Origin of the sequence: Streptomyces marincola, assembly GCF_020410765.1 — a bacterium.
Classification (GTDB): domain Bacteria; phylum Actinomycetota; class Actinomycetes; order Streptomycetales; family Streptomycetaceae; genus Streptomyces; species Streptomyces marincola.
Genome location: NZ_CP084541.1, coordinates 1538326 through 1556437, shown reverse-complemented (window position 1 = coordinate 1556437; position 18112 = coordinate 1538326). Strand labels below are relative to the sequence as shown.

The following is an 18112-nucleotide window of genomic DNA, read 5'->3' as shown; positions in this document are numbered from 1 at the left end:
CGCGTTCACGCCGGGTGCGCCGGCGCCTCGCCGGGCCCCTGCGCGCCCTCGTGCCTCGACGCACCCTCATGCCCCGACGCCTCGTCACCCGCCGTGGGCTCGCCGGGCCCCGGCGCCTCGGAAGGCCCCGGCGCCTCGAAGCGCGCCGGTACCTCGAAGGCCGCCCGCCGCGTCGCACGGCGCAGCGCCCGCAGCACGCTGCCGCCGCACAGCAGGATCAGCACGACGGTCAGCAGCGCGCGCGGCACGTCCCAGCCGAGCGAGGTGGTGGCCACGTAGGCGGCGTAGCGGGCCAGGTTGTCCGGCAGCGGGTCGCCGGGCACGAAGGAGATGCCGCTGCTCATGCCCGCAAGGTAGGGCCAGCCCTGGAGGTTCATCACGAGTCCGTAGGCGAGCGACGCCAGCGCGCCGTAGCCGGCGAGCAGGGCGAGTTCGGCCCGCCCGCGCAGCCGGTGCGCGCCGGGAAGCAGCCCGGCGCCCATGGTCAGCCAGCCCATCGACAGCATCTGGAACGGCAGCCACGGGCCGACGCCCCCGGTCAGGAGCGCGGAGGCGAACATCGACACCCCGCCGAGCACGAACCCGAACCCGGGCCCCAGCACCCGGCCGGAGAGCACCATCAGGAAGAACATCGGCTGGAGCCCCGCCGTGCCCGCGCCCAGCGGGCGCAGCGCGGCCCCCGCGGCGGCCAGCACGCCGAGCATCGCGACGGCCTTGGCGTCCAGGCCGGTGTCCGCGATCGTGGCGACCACGACGGCGAGCAGCAGCGGCAGCAGCAGCGCGAACAGCCAGGGCGCGTCCGCCGAGTGCGCGAGCCCCGAGGCGGAGTCCGCGAGCAGCGGCCAGCCGAACGCCACGACCCCGGCCGCCGAGACCAGGACGAGCGCCGCGGCGGAACGCGGACCGAGGCGCACGGGGGCGGCGCGCCGCTCCCGCGCCGGGGCGCCGGGGCGTTCCCGTGTTGCGGAAGCACGCCGGGGCGCGCGCTGTTCCCTCACGCGCCACCGTCCGTCGGCCGGTCGAGCCCCGCCCGCACCTGGGCGACGGTCAGCCACGGCGCCGGCGCCAGCACCTTGGCCACCTGCGGGGCGAACGCGGGCGAGGCCGTCACGACCTCGGCCGTCGGCCCGTCCGCGACGACCTCGCCGTCCGCCAGCACCACGGTGCGCGCGGCGAGTTCCGCGGCGAGTTCCACGTCGTGCGTGGCGAGCAGGACGCAGTGCCCCTCGTCCGCCAGTTCCCGCAGGCAGGTCACCAGCCTGGCCTTGGCCGCGTAGTCGAGGCCGCGCGTCGGCTCGTCGAGCAGCAGCAGGGGCGGGGCCGCGGCCAGCACGACGGCGAGCGCTAGCGCCAGCCGCTGCCCCTCGGACAGGTCGCGCGGGTGCGCCGCATCCCGCACGCCGGGCAGCAGCCGCGTCAGCAGGGCGCGGCACGTGCCGGGCTGCGCCCCCGCGTCCGCGTCGGCGGCGGCGCACTCCGCCGCGACGGACTCCGTGAACAGCAGGTCCCGCGGGTCCTGCGGGACCAGACCCACGTGCCGCAGCAGGCGCCCCGGCGGCGTCCGGTGCGGGACCACAGGCGACGGCTCCAACTGCCCGTCCCGTCCGGTGCGCCCGGCCAGTTCGACGGACCCGGCGGCCGGCGCGTGCATGCCGACCAGGGTCCGCAGCAGCGTGGACTTGCCCGCGCCGTTGCGGCCCATGAGCGCCACGGTCTCGCCGCGGCCCAGCGTGAGCCCGACACCGCGCAGCACCTCCGCGCGCCCCCGGCGCACCCCGAGACGGCGCGCGGTCAGCAGCGGCCCGCGCGCCCCGGAGCGTTCCTCCGAGGCGGCGGAGGCGGGGGAGTCCGGGACGGGCGCCGTGGCCAGGCGCTCGCGCAGCCCGGCGGCCCGGCGCCGCGCGTCCCGCACGGACAGCGGCAGCGGGTCCCAGCCGGCCAGCCGCCCCAGGGCGACCACCGGGGGGTGCACGGGGGAACGCGCCATGACGGCGGCCGGTTCGCCGGGCACGGCGGCCTGGCCGGGACCCGGCAGCAGCACGATGCGGTCGGCGTACTGCACGACGCGCTCCAGCCGGTGCTCGGCCATCAGCACCGTGGTGCCCAGGTCGTGCACGAGGCGCTGGAGCACCGCGAGCACCTCCTCGGCGGCGGCCGGGTCGAGCGCCGAGGTCGGCTCGTCGAGCACCAGGACGCGCGGGTGCGCGGTGAGGACGGAGCCGATCGCGACGCGCTGCTGCTGCCCGCCGGAGAGCGTGGCGATCGGCCGGTCGCGCAGCCCGGCGAGCCCGAGCAGGTCCAGCGTCTCCTCCACCCGGCGCCGCATCGTGTCCCGGGGCAGGCCGAGGGATTCCATGCCGTAGGCGAGTTCGTCCTCGACCGTGTCGGTGACGAAGTGGGCCAGCGGGTCCTGGCCGACCGTGCCCACCACGTCGGCCAGGTCGCGCGGCCTGTGCTCGCGCGTGTCGCGGCCCGCGACGGTCACCCGGCCGCGCAGCGTGCCCCCGGTGAAGTGCGGCACGAGCCCCGACACCGCGTTCAGCAGGGTCGACTTGCCGACCCCGGAAGGGCCGACGACCAGGCACAACTCGCCCTCGGGCACGGTCAGGTCGAGCGGTCCCAGCGCCGGTTCCTCCTCCTCGCCGTACCGGACGGAGACCTCGTCGAAACGGATCATGCCGAATCCTCCTCGGCGCGCGGCGCGGCGGGACGCGCGGTGTCGGAACGCGCGCCGCCCGGGCGCGGGGCGACGACGGCGGGCAGCAGCCCGATCAGCACGGCCGCCGCCGCGCCGAGGGGGAACGCGGGCGCGGCCAGCGGAACGGCCGGCGGGTCGAGCGCCGCGGGAGCGGACGCCGCCGCGACGGCCAGCAGGACGGCCGTCGCGGCCCCTGAACCGGCCACGAGCCACGCCCGCACGCCGAACCGGTCCGGCCGGTACCTGGTGCGCGCGCTGCGCCGCCCGCCGAGCAGCAGTCCGCCGAGGGCGGCGGCCACGCCGCAGGCGAGCAGCGGCAGCCCGAACGCCGCCCCCTCGGCGGCCAGCAGCCCGTAGCTGCCCGCGCACACCCCGAGCAGCCCGCCGAGCGTCAGGGCCGCGGTGACGCGCCGCACGGCGCGCGGCACATCGGCCGTGCGCCCGTAGCCCCGCGCGTCCATGGCCGCGGCGAGCGCCACGGAACGTTCGAGCGCCCCTTCGAGCACCGGCCGCGCGACGCTCAGCAGGGCGGCGGGGCCCCGGTCGCGCCGGCCGCGCAGCCGCCGCGCGGCGCGCAGCCGCAGCAGGTCGGTGACCAGTTGCGGCGCGAACGTCATGGCCACCACGACCGCGACCCCCACCTCGTAGAGGGCGGCGGGCAGCGACTTCAGCAGGCGGGCCGGGTTCGCCAGGGCGTTCGCCGCGCCCAGGCAGATCAGGAGCGTCGCCAGCCGCAGCCCGTCGCGGAACGCGAACATCACCGCCTCCGCCGTCACCCGGCCGCCGAGCCGCACCCCTTCGAGCCAGCCGGGCAGCGGCACCTCGGGCAGTGTGAACAGCACGCGCGTGCCCCCGATCGGGGAGCCGAGCAGCACCGCGAACAGCACGCGGAGCGCCACCACGAACGCGCCGAGCAGCAGGAAGAAACCGAAGGCGCGCGCCCACGGCGCGTCCGTGCGGCGCGCGGCCACCACGTAGCCGGCGACGGCCACGATCAGCGCGAGCAGCAGCGGGTTGGTGGTGCGCGAGGCCGCCGCGGCCAGGCCCAGCGCCCACAGCCACCACGCGCCCGCGTGCAGGGCGTTGCCGCGCGTCGCGTACGGCGCGGCCAGGCGCGGCCGCGGGCCGGGTGCCGTCCTCACCGTTCGCACCCGGCCGGTCAGGACTCGCGGCGGCGGGCCCGGACCACGGCGGCCGTGGCCAGCGCGGCGACGGCGCCGGCGCCCACCAGTACGGCGAGGGCCGAGCCGCCGGCCCCTCCGCCGTCCGTGTCGCCGCCGGTGGCGTCCGCGTCGCCGGACTCCGCCGCCGTGCCGCCCGCCTCGTCGCCGACCTCGTCGGCGCAGCCGCGGGCCGGGTAGCCGGCGATGGCGCACAGCAGGGCGCCCGCGTCGTAGCGCAGCGGTTCCGCGACCTCGGCCAGGACCTCGGCGGCCGTGGCGCCCTCGGGCAGCGGGGCGCACTCGGTGCGCGCGGCGGGCGGGGGCGCGCCGTCGGGCGCGTCCCGCGCGGTGCCGAAGTCGATGACCAGCGCGACCCGTTCACCCCCGGCGTCCGCGCCCCCGTCGGCCGCCGTGTCCGCGCCCCCGTCGGCCGCCGTTCCGCACAGGCCGGCGAAGTCACCGGCCGCGCGCGGCGCGGAGGTGTCCGCGCTGCCGCCGCTCTCGGCGAACCGGAAGCCGAGCACGTCGCCGTCGCCCGGGCGCAGCGTGCCGGGGCCCTGCGTCGCGTAGGACCACTGCTCCCCGGCCGCGTCCCAGGTCCAGAACGACCAGTACCGGTACCGGCCGTCATCCGCCGCCGCGCCCGGGGCGAGGCCCGCGCCGGCCAGCAGCAGACCGCACAGCACGGCCGCCCGGCCCGCGGCGCGGGGCACGGCCCGCCCGCGCCGCCGCGCGGCGCCCGGCCTCATGCCCGGCCGGCCTTCGCGCGGCCCCGCAGCAGGACGGCGGTCACCCCGATGGCCACCCCGACGGCGAGCCCGGTGCCGAGGACGAGCGCCACCGGCACGCCGCCGCCGTCGTCCTCGCCCGCCTCCGTGCCGCTGCCGCCCGGGGCCTGGTGCGGGTCGGGGCCGAGTTCGTTCAGCCGGGCGACCAGGTCGGTGCCGCCGAAGTCCTCGGGCGACCTGCCGACGGCGTGCGCCGCCATGATCAGGGTGCCGACCGCGGTCGGGCTGCCGGCGAGGTCGGGCCACTGGCCGTGGTGCTCGCCGAGCCAGTTCAGCGCGCCGGTCGCGGCCTCGCCGTGCCCGGCCGCGGCCAGCGCGAGCACCGCGCGCGCGGTGGCCAGGTAGTCGGGCTGCTCCTCGCCGCCCGCCGGGGTCGAACGCAGGTGCCGTCCGCCCTCGTCGAGCGCCGCGACCAGGTAGGCGGCGCCCGCCGCCGCGGACGCCTCGTACCCCTCGGGGGCGACGGAGCCGCCGGGCGACTCGCCGTCCGCGGGCGTGCCGTCCCCCTCCGCGGCCTCCTCTCCGGTGCCCTCGGTGCCCTCGGTCTCCGTGCCGTCGGTCTCGGCGGTGTCGTCGGGCGCGTCCGTTTCCCCGGTCGCGTCCCGCGCGGTTCCGCCGTCGCAGTCCAGGGGGCGCACGGGGGTCTCCGGCACCTCCTGGCTCACCAGCAGGCCGGCGCCGTGGGCCGCGAGCACCGCGTCGACCGTCGCCAGGTCGCTCGCGTACAGGTCGCCGCTCTCGGGGTCGGGCTGCCACGCGTACGCGCCGCGCTGGTCGTCCAACGGCGCGTCGCAGCCCAGCTGGAACGCGGCGAGCGCGTCGTACGGCGAGTTCCCCTCGCGCCGCACCTCGCCCGGCTCGCGCCCGGCCGCGGCGAAGGCGCCGACGACCAGGGCGGTCGAGTTGGCGTCCGAGGGGCCGCCCGGGTTGTAACTCCAGCCGCCGTCCTCGTTCTGCACGCCTGCCAGCCAGTCGAGCGCCGCGTGGGCCTCGTCCTCGTGCCCGTCGAGCGCCGTCAGCGCCTGCGCCGCGAGCGCGGTCGCGTTGGTGTCGGCGGCGGTCACGTCCTCGCAGGGCCGCCCCGGGTCCGCGCGGTAGGACTGGAACGCGCCGTCGGCGCACTGCTGCCCGGTCAGCCAGGCGACGGCGCCGGCCGCCGGGGTGTAGCCGGCGGTGTCCTGCGCGAGCAGGGCGACGGACTGCCGCCACACCCCGTCGTACTGCGGGTCGCCGTCGCCGAACAGGTCCTCCGGCGGCGCGGCCGCGGGGGACTCGGCGTGCGCGAGCGGCCCGGGGACGCCCAGGGCGAGCGCCGCGCCGGCCAGCACGGCCGCGCCGCGGCGCAGCGGGCGCGAGAGGACCCGGCGCCGCGGGGTGCGGCGCGAGTGGTGTGGCAGGGACACGCTGTTGCCTTTCGGTGCGACGGCGCCCCGCCGCGCGTGCCCCGCCACGGCGCGGCACGCGCGGCGGGGCACCGGGCCGAACGCCGTACTCCTCGACGGTGCCGGCCCCCGCGCGCGGGGGCCGAAGGCCAGTGCGCCGCGCACGTGGTGCTCCGGCTCGCGGGGCCGGGACGCGGCCCTCGCTCACGGTTGCGGGTCAGCGCCGGATTCGCACCGGCTTCTCCCGTTCGCGGCTGACTGAAAAAGACATACTAGTGCCCCCTCGATGCGCCCCCTCCGGTCGCGGCCCGCTTCCGCACTGCCTGGCGCCCCGCGGCCTCCAGGACCCCACGGCGTGCGGGGCCACGTTCGTGCGCGGCGTGACCGAGCGCCTCAGCGAGGAGCGGGCGGCCGGCGACCGGGCCGGTGCCCCCGCCCGAGCGCGCCGTCGGCGGCCGGCTCGGCGGCGTGGTGCCCGGCTCGGCCGGACGGCGGGCGCGGAAGCGGTGCTTCGCGGCGGAACTGCGGTCGCGGCACCGGGAGGTCGGCGGAGGCCCGGACGTCGGAATCCACCAGGGCCCGGGCGCTCTCCGCGATCGGCGCCGGCCACGAGGCCGCGGGAGTTCGGCACCGGGGCGCTGATGGCCGACCACGCCGCCCGCGGCCTCCTCACCCGCCGACCGGCGCCGCCCGACCGCCCCGGCCCGGCGCGGTCGGGCGGCCGTGGGTCATTGCATGGCCCAGCCGAACCGCACGCCCACGGCGGGCAGCCCGCCCTGGCCGGGCTGATGCGTCGTCACGGGCGAGGGCTCGGGCCCGCCGCGGGCGTTGGCCCAGGGCACCGCGTGCATGGCGCCGAAGGGCGCGGGGCCGTAGGGCATGCCGACGTACAGGTGCCGGCCGGTGGCGTGGATGTTCTTGCCCACCTGCTGCCCCGCGCCCGGGCCGCCGGGCAGCCCGGCGAGGCCGGGCTCGACCCAGACGTCGGTGTCGCCGATCACCCCGAGGGGGGCGAACGTCTGGATCGCGCCCGCGTCAACGACCCCGCCGATGTCCTCGCCCGCGGTGCCGACCGCGACCACGAGGTCCGACGCGCCGGTCACCTCCGACGGCCTGAGGTTCGCCGCGGCGAGTGCCGCGCCGAAGCGGTCGCCGTTCTCCTGAGCACCGGTCACGCCGTCCGCGCCCTGCCAGATGGCGCTGTGCTCGGTGATGGCGCCGCCCGCGGTCACCCGGAAGTTGTAGACCCCTCCGGCGTCCGCGCGGTTCGTACCGCCCACCGTGGTGTCCTCGCCCGGCACGCCCACGAAGAAGAACGAGTCGGTCGCCGCGGCCGAGCCGGCCGGCCGGTAGGGGGCCGCCGCGAGGGCGTCGGCGAACCGGTCGCCGGCCTCCGCGGCCCCTCCGACCCAGTCCAGGCCCTGGTTGACGACCCCGATCTCCGCGGGAACGCCGGCCGCGTTCAGCGCGTGGGTCAGCACGTGCACGCCGCCCGCGTCGGCGTGGGCGCCGGCGCCCTCGCCCGGCACGCCGATCGCGAGGTGCTGCGGGCTGGCGGCGAGGGTGGCACCGAAGTCGTCGCCGTTCTCCGGGTCCCCGCCCAACCCGGCCGAGGACTGGTTGATCGCCAGGTTGACCGCGCCCCGCAGGTAGAAGACCGAGCCGGCGTCGACGTCGGTGCCGCCCGAGAACTCGATGTCCTCGCCCGGCACGCCGATCAGCAGATAGGGCTCGCCCGCGGTGGTGTGCCCCGCGGCCAGCGCGGCGCCCATCCGGTCCCCCGTCTCGGACACGGTCGCGGCCATGCCGCCCGTGCCCGCTCCCTGCTCGTGGTTGAGCGCGGGCTGCCCCGTCGCCAGGCCCCCGGGGGCGCCGTAGAGGACGCTGACCATGCCGGCGTCCACGGCGCTGCCGAGGTTCTCGTACGGAACGCCGACGACGAGGTCGGTGCAGCCGTCCTCGTTGTGGTCGAAGGCGGCGAGCGTCTGGCCGAACCTGTCGTTCGCCTCCGCGCCGCCCGGCACGGACTCCAGGTCCTGGGTGAGCTCGGCGGTGCCCCTGCCGCCGCCGTGGACGACGCGCACGACGCCGGCGTTGGCGTGGGCGCCCACCGTGGCCTCGGGATCGGCGATCGCGACGTCCTCGACGCCGTCGCAGTTGAAGTCGGTGATCCGGGTCGTGTTCACCGTGCTGCCGACCCACGCGCGCAGGTCGTCGACGCGGGTGTCGATCGCGGTGTTCTCGGTGCCCTCGGGCGCGTCCACGCCGTAGCAGCCGACCTGGTGGGAGCGGCTGTGCAGGGCGACGAGCTCGGCGCCGGCGCCGGTCGGGCGGAGCGCGGGGCCGCCGGTGTCGCCCATGCACACGGCCGCTTCCCCGTTCCCCGAGATGCCCACGTCCGCGCCGGACACCGAGTCGACGGTGAACGTGCCGACGTGGAGCTTCTCCGGGGACCACTCCTCCGCGGTGCGCCCGTAGCCGGCGACCCGCAGTTCCTCCCCCACGGCGGGCGGCGTGGCACTGATGGCCACGGGGGCGATGTTCGTGACCGGCCTGGCCAGCCGGGCGAGCACCACGTCGCGGTCGGTGCGGGGCACGAGTTCGACGACCGTGCGCACCTCGCCGGTCTGGGTGAGCAGGTCGGTGCGGCCGATGGTGGCGACGGTGGTCAGCGCCGGGCTGCCGGCCGGCACGGCCAGGCTCGTCGCCGGGTCATCGGCGAAGCAACTGGCCGCGGTGAGCAGCCATTCGGGGTGGACGAGCGTGCCCGAGCAGCCGCGCAGTCCGTCGCCGATGTCGATGCGGGCGGTGTGGGTGTAGGAGGTGCCTGAGGTGTCGGGGGTGCCGACGACGGCCTGCGCGGGCGCCGCGGTCACCGCGAGCGGGGCAGCGACACACGCTGCGGTCAGCAGGGCCAGTCGTGCTCGTAACGATCTTGCGGGCCGCTTCATGACGAGTCCTCGGGGAGAAGGGATGGGGGGCCTCAGCGGGAGGTGACCAGCTCGACGAGCAGGTGCTCGCGTCCCTCCGGGTCGGCGCTCTCCCCGACGGGTGTCCAGCTGTTCTCGGCGACGTCGAAGGACTTCTCCTCGCCGTCGACGGTCATGTTCGCGGTGGTGCTGTAGTCGTTGCCCCTGATCGCGTACACCGACGGCAGTTCCAGGCTCAGGTAGCCGTCGGTTCCGGTGGCCTCGAAGCAGACCCGGTCCCTGCTGCGGGCCCAGACCTCCAGCAGCCCGTCCTGGCCGCACTCGGCGAGCGTGATGTGCCCGTTGCCGCGCTTGAGCAGGATGTCGTGCTCGGCCAGGATCTCGTCGGCCCGCGGGTACGCGAAGTCCTCCACCGCGTACGCCGGGCTGCCCTCGGCGACCGCGGCGGCGTCGGTGGCCGCGCCGGCCGCCGACGCGCCCGCGGAACCGGGGGCACCGACCGCGCTGACGGCCAGCACCGCGAGGACGGCCGCGGCGGCGGTGGCCAGCGGGCGGGGTATCAACCTCATGGGTGTCTCACTCCCTGGTGTCGGCGAGATGGTGATCTCTTGCGAACGTGCGCGGGTGCGCGCCCGAGAAGAGAGGCGAGGGCGGGCAGGCATGACGTCCGGCGCCCCGCACGAGCTGCCGACTCCCCCCGTCGCGGCCCGGCCGCCTTCCTCCGGCAATCGGACCGATGGGTATTGCTACCACCCGGCTCCGCGGCGCAGAAGGCCGCGCGCCGCGTGACGGAGGTCACACGCCTTCGCAAACGCGCGCCGACCTCGCGCGCCGCTCGACGGCCGCGACAACTGCGTGCACACACCATGGACGCCTCGTGAAGAAGGCCGTACGCTGACTCACTCGCGCATGGCAAGGACCTGTCGTTCACGGCGCCGCCACCTCCCGTTCAGCGCGGCCGTCATCCGCACCGCCCCGTGCCTCCCCCTCGCTCACCTGCGAAAACGCCGGTACCGGCCGCATCCCTGGCCGTTGTGAAGGAGTACTTTTCGATGCAGACGATGTTCTGGAGCCGGCGCCGTCTCCTCGGAGCCCTGGCTGCCGCGACCGCCGCCACCGCGTTACCCGTCGCCCTGCCGCGGACCGCCCGCGCCGCGGACGAGGCCGCGCCCGACCCGTTCGCCTTCGCGGACACCGAACGGGGAAGGGCGGTGAAGGCGTGGCTGACGGGGGGCAAAGCCACGAAGGTGGCGGCCGCGCACGCACTCAGCGGTACGGACGCCGACATTGCCCGCTTCCTCACCGACCAACTGCCCGCAGTGACCGCCGAGGACAACCGGGTCGCCATCGTCAGCCGCCTGCCCCTCGCCGGAAGTGGGCTGCGCCGGGAGGCGACCGCCGCGCTGAACGGCGGCGACGCGGCCATCGCGGCGTTCCTCGACGGGGGCTATGAGCCGGCCGTCACCGAGGACAAGCGCGTGGCCACCGCCACGGTGATGCACAACGGCGGCGCGGCGCTCCAGCGGGCGGGCGCGGCGGCCCTCGAACTCGGCACGGACGAGGCCTTCGAGGCGTTCCTGCTCGACGAGCAGCACACCGCCCGCGTGGAGGACATGCGGGTCGAGGCGGTCGGCCTGCTGGTCAACGCGGGCCCGCAGGTGCGCCTCTACGCCGAGCGCGCCCTGGACGGCACCGCCGAGGACCTGGAGTGGTTCCTTGAGACCGGCCAGCACATCGCGCGGGCACGCGACCAGGAGTCCTCCACGATCGAGGAACTCGTCGCCGTGGTCGAACGCGAGGGCAGGCGCGCCGAGTCGGAGACCGACTTCGCCGTCGAGGCGTCCGCCCGCGCCCAGGCCGCCGCCGAGAAGGCCAAGGAGGCCGCGCAGCGCGCCGCGGCCGAGGCCGAAGCGGCCCGGAACGACGTGATCAGGGCGGGCGCCGCCGCCCGCAAGGCGGCCGACGCCGCCAGGGGCGCGGCCGACGCGGCGCGCAACGCCATCAGCGCCTCGCGCGCCGCTGTGACCGCCTCCCGGCGCGCGGCCAGCGCCGCCGCCGCGGCCTCCCAGGCCGCCGCACGGGCCGGAAGCGCCGCCTCGCGCGCCTACGTCTCCGCGATCGCGGCCTCCAAGGACGCCTCCCGCGCGGGCGCCGCCAGGGATGCCGCGGTCGCCGCCCGCAACGCCGCCTCCCGCGCCAGGACCGCGGCACAGGCCGCCGATCAGGCCGCCCGCGCATCCTCCGCCGCCGCGGGAGCGGGCTCGGCCGCCGCCTCCGCGGCCCGCAACGCCGCCGCTGCCGCCGGCGCCAGCGCCGACGCGGCCGAGGCCGCCGGTGTGGCGCGGAGCGAGGCGGCCGAGGCCCGCCGGCAGGCGTCCATCGCCAACAGTGCCGCGAACCGCGCCACCAACGCGGCCTCCCGCGCCCAGACGCTGGCCAACCGCGCGGCGACCGCCGCCCGCGCCGCCCGCGACGCCGCCAACTCCGCGGCCGAGCACGCCGAGAACGCGGCGGACGCCGCGGAGGAGGCGGCCGAGCACGCGGGCGAGGCCGTCGACTACGCCAACAGGTCCACCGCCCACGCCAACGCGGCCACCGACGCCGCCAACACCGCGACCGAGGCCGTTCAGGAGGCCATCGCGGTGGCGGAGGACGCCAGGGACGCGGAGCTCGCGAGCCTGGAGGAAGACCGGCTCCAGGGCCTGGCCGACGCCGCCCTGCTGCGCCAGGAGGAGGAGGACAGGCGCCGCGCGACCGAGGGCAGGCGCACGCAGGAGGAGCAGATCTCCCAGGAGGTCAAGGACCTGATCGACCGGGCCGAGCAGGCCCTGGCCGACGACAACCCGTCGCTCGCGGCCACGCTCGGGCGGCAGGCAGCCGTCGGCCTCCTCGACTCCACGGGCGGCTGGACGCAGCAGGCCGCGCAGTTCGCCCTCGCCGGCACGGACGCCGACGTCCACGGCTGGCTTGAGGTCGACCGGGTCGCCGCACAGCACCAGGACGACCGGGAGACCGCCCTCTACCTCGCCGAGGTGTCCACACCGGCCGTCGCGGCGGCCGCGCGACTGGTCCTGGAGAGCGACGACATCCAGGCCACGCACGACTTCCTCACCGGCGGGGCGACCGAGGCCGCCGCGGACGACCTGCGCGTCACCCTCTTCCGCGTCCTCACCGACGACCCGGGCAGCGCCGTGCGGGCCGCGGCCGAGGCCGCGCTCGCGGACGGCAGCCCCCGGGCGCTCCAGCACTTCTTCGACGTCACCTACCCCGAGGCGCTCGTGGAGGACGACGGCGTCCTCACCGCGAGCCTGATCAGCGGCGGCGGCCCCTACACCCGGGCCTACGCCGAGGCCGCCATGGCCGGCACCCCGTGGATGCGCCGGAACTTCGTCGCCAAGGTGAGGTACGCGACCGCGCGGCTCGACCACGACTTCGCCACCCACCGCGAGGCCATCGCCGGAGCGATCGCCGCCGCGGCGAAGATCGCCGAGAAGGCCCAGGAGGACGCGGCGCGCGCCCAGGAGGCCGCGGCGCAGGCGCGTGAGGCGGCGGAGGAGGCCGCGGAGTGGGCGTCGAGGGCCAGGGCCTCGGCGGAACGGGCCGCCGGCCACGCCGCCGAGGCGCGCGAGCACGCCGACGCCGCGGACCGGTCAGCCGCCGCCGCCCGGGAGTCCGCCCAGCGGGCCGCCGCGGCGGCGCGCACCGCGCAGCGCGCGGCCCGCCGGGCGAACTTCTCGGCGAACAGCGCGATGGCCTCCGCCCGCACCGCCCTCCGCCACGCCTACAACGCCCAGGCATCGGCGAACAGCGCCCGCCAGTCCGCCCTCGACGCGGGTCAGGCCGCGCGGGAGGCGGCGACCGCCGCCAGCCAGGCCCGCCGCATCGCCGCGCGCATGCGCCACGCCGAGATGGCGGCGGCGGCACAGCGAGCGGAGGAGGAGGCGAGGCGCCAGCGCGAGAACGGCACCGACCCCTCCGACCACCCCGACCACGACGACATCGACGACAACGACAACGACAACGGCTGGAAGGACCCCGCCTGGTGGGCCGAGACCACCAGCCTCATCAGCAACACCTTCGGCATCATCTCCCTCGGCGCCACCCTCGGGGCCCTGCTCACCTCCCCCACCGGCGTCGGCGCCCCGATCCTCGGGATGACGGCGATCATCACGGGCGGGATCTCGGCCCTGGCCGGCGCAGCCAGCGCCGTCTTCGTCGGCATGGACCAGGGCTTTACCAGCTTCGAGTTCGCGAAGGCCGCCGGCTGGGCCATGATCGGTATCGTCACCTGGGGCCAGGGCAGTGCCCTCACCGCGCTCGGCCGCAACTGGCGCGGCATCAGCAGGGTCGCCTCGACCGTCACCCAGTCCCTCCTCGGCAGCGTCCCCATCGTCGGCGGCCTCCTCGGCTGAGACCCGCCCGCCCGGGCGCGGCATCGCCTCCGGCGGCGACGTCACCGCCCCGGCGCCGTCCTCAACGCGCGGTCAGGCCCGCACACGAGCCTCGCCTCCCGAGTTGGACCAGGAACGGGTGGACAGCACCAGCAGATAGCCGTCGGGGTCCTGGACGGTCACGCCCCAGGTGTCCCAATACGGGTTGTGCGCCGGCACGCGCTTTCCGCCGTGCCGCTCCAACCGCTCCACCAGGGCGTCGGGCACGGGTCCGTCGAGGTAGACGACCAGCAGGTCCTCGACGGTCGGCCGCGGTTCCACGGGGGCGGCGGGGTCGTGCACGAGTTCCAGGTGCCAGCCGGCACCGGGCCACCCGACCATCAGAAGTGAGGCGCTGCCCGGAGTCCCGTCCGACGCGTGCCGGTACACGATGTCGAGGCCGAGGCCGGAGACCCAGAATTCCTCCGCCGCTCGGAGGTCGCGTGAGGGCCGCGCCACGCGGATGTGTGCTGCGGCGTCAGCCGGCATGAGGCCACCTCCTGGAGGAGAACGGAACGGGCGCGCACCGCGGCCGTGTCCGCGGGATCTGTGATCACGAGCCTAGGGATCACGAGGCCGCCCGCCATCGGGCGCTGGTCCTACTCCCGCATACCGAGTACTCAACGCCCGTACCGGCACCGAGGCCGATGCAGGTACCGCGTACCGGAGCACCCGGCCGCTTCCTCCGGTACCCGCGTCAGCGCGGCGGGGGCGGCGGCCCGCCCACCAGCCGGCACGCCGTTTCCACATCCGTGCGGGCCTCGGCCAGCGTGATGGTGCCGGAGAGCCACTGCAACAGGGTGGCGTGCCAGGTGTGCCGGATGACGCGGATCGCGCTGAGGTGGGCGGCCACCTCGGACTCCGGCAGCCCCGAGGCGTCGAGCAGCAGTTCCGTCGTCAGCCGGGAGACCGCGCCCACCTCCGTCTTCGCCGACGCGTCGGCGAACTGGAGCGCCCGCATCATCGCCTCGGCCAGGCGCGGCTCGCGCCGGTGCGAACGGAACGCGCGCTCCAGCGCGTGCGCCAACCGCCGCGCGGGCTCCCGTTCCGGCAGCGGCCGTTCGCGCAACGTGTCGCGCAACCGCCCGAGCTGGTCCTGGAGGACCGCGAGCAGCAGGTGGATCTTGGAGGGGAAGTAGCGGTACAGGGTGCCGAGCGCGACCTGGGCGGTCTCGGCGACCTCCCGCATCTGCACGGCCTCGAAGCCGCCCTCGGCCGCGAGCGCGGTGGCCGCGTCCAGGATCCGCCGCCTGCGCGCCCGCTGCCGCTCGGTCCTCGCGGGGGCGGCGGACACGGGGCGCGGAGGCATGCGGGCCGCCTTAGGAGCCTGACGCTGAAACGGGTTGCAGTTTACTCACGGCGATGCCGTGGTGATAATCACCTGACTCGGGGCATTCCCGTCGCGCGGGCCCGCGTTATCGTCATACTCGCGAGTAACAGCAGGGAGGGGGCGCGCGTGCCAGCCGACGCCGGGGAGGAACGCCCGTTGCGGATCGCGCTGCTGAGCTATCGCGGGGACCCGTTCTGCGGCGGCCAGGGCGTGTACGTCCGCCACCTCTCGCGCGAACTCGCCCGCCTCGGCCACCACGTCGAGGTCATCGGCGCCCAGCCCTACCCCGTCCTCGACGAGGGCGTCCGGCTCACCGAGCTGCCCAGCCTCGACCTCTACCGCGAGCCCGACCCGTTCCGCACGCCCGCCCGCGGCGAGTTCAGGGACTGGATCGACGTGCTGGAGTTCGCCACGATGCGCACCGGCGGCTTCCCCGAACCCCTCACGTTCTCCCTGCGTGCCCGGCGCGAACTCGCCGAGCGCCGCGCCTCGTTCGACCTCGTGCACGACAACCAGACACTCGGCTGGGGCCTGCTCGGCATCCCCGGGCTCGGCCTGCCGCTGGTCACCACCGTCCACCACCCCGTCACCGTGGACCGGCGCCTCGAACTCGCCGCCGCGCCGACCCGCGCCCGCCGGCTGTCCCTGCGCCGCTGGTACGGCTTCACCCGCATGCAGAAACGCGTCGCCCGCCGCCTGCCTACCGTGCTCACCGTCTCGGGCGCCTCGCGCCGCGAGATCATCGACGACTTCGCGGTCCCGCCCGGCCGCGTGCACGTCGTGCCCATCGGCGCCGACACCCGCGTCTTCCACCCCGATCCCGCCGTGCCCCGCGTGCCCGGCCGCATCGTGACCACGTCGAGCGCCGACGTTCCGCTCAAGGGGCTCGTCCACCTCGTCGAGGCGCTGGCCAAGCTGCGCACGGAACACCCGGGCGCCCACCTCGTCGTCGTCGGCACCAGGCCGGCCCGCGGTCCCGTCGCCGACGCGCTGGAACGCTTCGGCCTCGGCCACGCCGTCGAGTTCGTCAAGGGCATCAGCGACGCCGAACTCGCCGACCTCGTGCGCGGCGCCCAGATCGCCTGCGTCCCCTCCCTCTACGAGGGCTTCTGCCTGCCCGCCGCCGAGGCCATGGCCGCGGGCACCGCCCTGGTCGCCACCACGGGCGGCGCCATCCCCGAGGTCGCGGGCCCCGACGGCGAGACCTGCCTGGCCGTACCGCCCGCCGACGCGGGCGCGCTCGCCGCCGCCCTCGGCCGCCTCCTGGCCGACGACGCGCTGCGCGAACGCGTCGCCGCCGCGGGGCGCGAGCGCGTGCTCGGCCGTTTCACCTGGGAACACGCCGCCCGCGCCACCGCCGGCCACTACCGGGCCGCCCTCGCGGGCCCACGGCGCTGAACGCCTCCCGGCCGGACGACCACCGCCCCCACCGCCCCCACGAACGACCGCCCCCACCGCAGCCGGACGCCCGCCGCCGGCCGACCGCACCAAGGAGCTGACCGCGTGCTCACCGTGGACTTCACCCGCTTCCCCCTGGCACCGGGGGACCGCGTTCTCGATCTGGGCTGCGGCGCGGGACGGCACGCGTTCGAGTGCTACCGGCGCGGCGCCCACGTCGTCGCGCTGGACCGCAGCCGCGAGGACGTCCGCACCACCGCCGGCTGGTTGGCCGCCATGCGCGAGGCCGGCGAGGCCCCCGCGGCGGCCACCGCGGCGGCCGTCGAGGGCGACGCCCTCGCGCTGCCCTTCCCCGACCACACCTTCGACGCCCTCATCGTCTCCGAGATCATGGAGCACGTGCCCGACGACAAGGGCCTGCTCGCCGAGGCCGTCCGCGTGCTGCGCCCCGGCGGGCGCATCGCCGTCACCGTGCCCAGGTACGGTCCCGAACGCGTCTGCTGGGCGCTCTCCGACGCCTACCACGAGGTCGAGGGCGGCCACATCCGCATCTACCGCGCCCACCAGCTGCTCGCGCGGCTGCGCGAGGCCGGCCTGCGCCCCTACGGAACCCACCACGCGCACGCCCTGCACGCCCCCTACTGGTGGCTCAAGTGCGCCGTCGGCGTCGACAACGACACCGCCTGGCCGGTGCGCGCCTACCACAAACTGCTCGTCTGGGACCTGATGAAGCGGCCCGTGGTCACCCGCGCCGCCGAACGCGCCCTCGACCCGCTGCTCGGCAAGAGCTTCGTCGCCTACGCCACCAAGCCCCACCCGGCCGCCGCGTGACGGGCGCGGAACGCACCGCGCGCCTGGCCCTGCCCGGCGTCCTCACCGCCGCCGAGGCCGCCGCCACCGCCGCGGGCATCGCCGCCGTCCAGCGCCCCGACGGCGCCATACCGTGGTTCCGCGGCCACCACCTCGACCCGTGGGACCACGTCGAGGCCGCCATGGCCCTGGACACCGCGGGCGAGCACGAACGCGCCGCCGCCGCCTACGACTGGCTCGCCCGCAACCAGCGGCCCGACGGCTCCTGGTACGCCGCCTACGCCGACGGCGACGCCGCCCGCCCCACCGACCTGGCCAGGGAGAGCAACTTCTGCGCCTACCCGGCCGTCGGCGTGCTCCACCACTACCTCTCCACCGGGGACGAGCACTTCAGGCGGCGGATGTGGCCCGTCGTGCACGCCGCGACCGAGTTCGTCCTCGCCCTCCAGCAGGACGGCGGGCAACTCGGCTGGCGCCGCGACCCCGACGGCGCCGCCGTGCCCGACGCGCTCCTGACCGGCTCGGCGTCCGGCCACCACGCCCTGCGCTGCGCCCTGGCGCTCGCCGGCCTCGAAGGCGCCCACCGGCCCGACTGGGAACTGGCCGCAGGACGGCTCGGGCACGCCGTGCGCGCCCACCCGGAGCGTTTCCTCGACAAGTCCCGCTACTCGATGGACTGGTACTACCCCGTGCTGGCCGGAGCCGTGCGCGGCCCCGCCGCGGCCGAACGCCTCGACCGGCACTGGGACGACTTCGTCGTGCCGGGGCTCGGCGTGCGCTGCGTCTCCGACCACCCCTGGGTCACCGGCGGCGAGACGGCGGAACTCGCCCTCGCGCTGTGGGCCGCGGGCCGGGAGGGCCGCGCCGTCGAGGTGCTGCGCTCGATGAGCCACCTGCGCGCCGCCGACGGGCTGTACTGGACCGGGTACGTCTACGCCGACGACGCCGTGTGGCCGCAGGAGCGCACCGCGTGGACCGCGGGCGCCGTGCTGCTCGCCGCGGCGGCCCTCACCGGCGACGCGGCGACCCGCGCCGTGTTCGGCGGCGAGGGCCTGCCGCGCGGCCTCGCCCCCGACTGCTGCCGCGCCGCGCCCTGACCGGCGGGCGGCCCCGCACAACGGCGGTGGCCCCGCCGGGCAGGAGATCCGCCCGGCGGGGCCACCGCCGTCGTACGCGCCGCGCG

The 18112-nt window shown here is 76.9% G+C and carries 13 protein-coding genes and 1 riboswitch; of the genes, 4 read left to right on the top strand and 9 right to left on the bottom strand.

The genetic code is table 11. The features are described 5' to 3' along the window. Positions 1–5: 5 nt before the first annotated feature. From LC193_RS06590 to LC193_RS06560, 7 genes are all read right to left on the bottom strand, one after another. Positions 6–998 carry an ECF transporter S component gene (locus tag LC193_RS06590; RefSeq protein WP_404819359.1) on the bottom strand — a complete coding sequence of 331 codons (993 nt, stop codon included), beginning with the start codon at positions 996–998 and terminating at the stop codon, positions 6–8. After that, positions 995–2677 carry an ABC transporter ATP-binding protein gene (locus LC193_RS06585; protein ID WP_226072483.1) on the bottom strand — a complete coding sequence of 561 codons (1683 nt, stop codon included), beginning with the start codon at positions 2675–2677 and terminating at the stop codon, positions 995–997. The genes LC193_RS06590 and LC193_RS06585 overlap by 4 nt, the downstream gene beginning before the upstream one ends. After that, a complete protein-coding gene (locus LC193_RS06580; protein WP_226072480.1) occupies positions 2674–3840 on the bottom strand; it encodes a CbiQ family ECF transporter T component in 1167 nt (388 codons plus the stop codon). Before LC193_RS06580 ends, LC193_RS06585 begins: the two co-directional genes overlap by 4 nt. Before the next feature lie 17 nt (positions 3841–3857). Then, positions 3858–4610: an SCO2322 family protein gene (locus LC193_RS06575; RefSeq protein WP_226072478.1), complete on the bottom strand. Its 753-nt coding sequence runs from the start codon at positions 4608–4610 to the stop codon at positions 3858–3860. Further along, on the bottom strand, positions 4607–6052 hold the full coding sequence (locus LC193_RS06570; RefSeq protein WP_226072476.1) for a prenyltransferase/squalene oxidase repeat-containing protein: 1446 nt from the start codon (positions 6050–6052) through the stop codon (positions 4607–4609). Before LC193_RS06570 ends, LC193_RS06575 begins: the two co-directional genes overlap by 4 nt. A 126-nt stretch (positions 6053–6178) precedes the next feature. Beyond that, positions 6179–6319: riboswitch (cobalamin riboswitch) on the bottom strand. A gap of 440 nt (positions 6320–6759) precedes the next feature. Continuing rightward, positions 6760–8982 (bottom strand): trypsin-like serine protease, encoded by a 2223-nt coding sequence (locus LC193_RS06565; RefSeq protein WP_226072474.1) that lies wholly within the window; start codon positions 8980–8982, stop codon positions 6760–6762. A gap of 32 nt (positions 8983–9014) precedes the next feature. Then, positions 9015–9530, bottom strand: coding sequence for a hypothetical protein (locus LC193_RS06560; RefSeq protein ID WP_226072472.1), 516 nt, complete (start codon positions 9528–9530; stop codon positions 9015–9017). 483 nt (positions 9531–10013) lie between these two features. Here LC193_RS06560 and LC193_RS28930 point away from each other — a divergent pair, with 483 nt between their 5' ends. Further along, entirely contained in the window at positions 10014–13373 is a 3360-nt protein-coding gene (locus LC193_RS28930) for an ALF repeat-containing protein (RefSeq protein WP_264086258.1), read from the top strand. Between the two features lie 72 nt (positions 13374–13445). On the opposite strand, the gene LC193_RS06545 is transcribed toward LC193_RS28930, so the two are convergent. Further along, positions 13446–13880, bottom strand: coding sequence for a VOC family protein (locus LC193_RS06545; RefSeq protein ID WP_226072470.1), 435 nt, complete (start codon positions 13878–13880; stop codon positions 13446–13448). Positions 13881–14088: 208 nt separating this feature from the next. Continuing rightward, positions 14089–14700, bottom strand: a complete 612-nt coding sequence (locus LC193_RS06540; protein ID WP_226072467.1) for a TetR family transcriptional regulator — start codon at positions 14698–14700, stop codon at positions 14089–14091. A 147-nt stretch (positions 14701–14847) separates the two neighbouring features. On the opposite strand from LC193_RS06540, the gene LC193_RS06535 reads away from it, so the two are divergent. The 3 genes from LC193_RS06535 to LC193_RS06525 all read left to right on the top strand — a co-directional run bounded on the left by LC193_RS06535 (position 14848) and on the right by LC193_RS06525 (position 18026). Beyond that, positions 14848–16119, top strand: coding sequence for a glycosyltransferase family 4 protein (locus LC193_RS06535; protein ID WP_226072464.1), 1272 nt, complete (start codon positions 14848–14850; stop codon positions 16117–16119). A 105-nt stretch (positions 16120–16224) separates the two neighbouring features. Continuing rightward, on the top strand, positions 16225–16950 hold the full coding sequence (locus LC193_RS06530) for a class I SAM-dependent methyltransferase (RefSeq protein ID WP_086160868.1): 726 nt from the start codon (positions 16225–16227) through the stop codon (positions 16948–16950). After that, positions 16947–18026, top strand: coding sequence for a prenyltransferase/squalene oxidase repeat-containing protein (locus LC193_RS06525; protein WP_226072461.1), 1080 nt, complete (start codon positions 16947–16949; stop codon positions 18024–18026). The genes LC193_RS06530 and LC193_RS06525 overlap by 4 nt, the downstream gene beginning before the upstream one ends. Positions 18027–18112 lie beyond the last annotated feature (86 nt).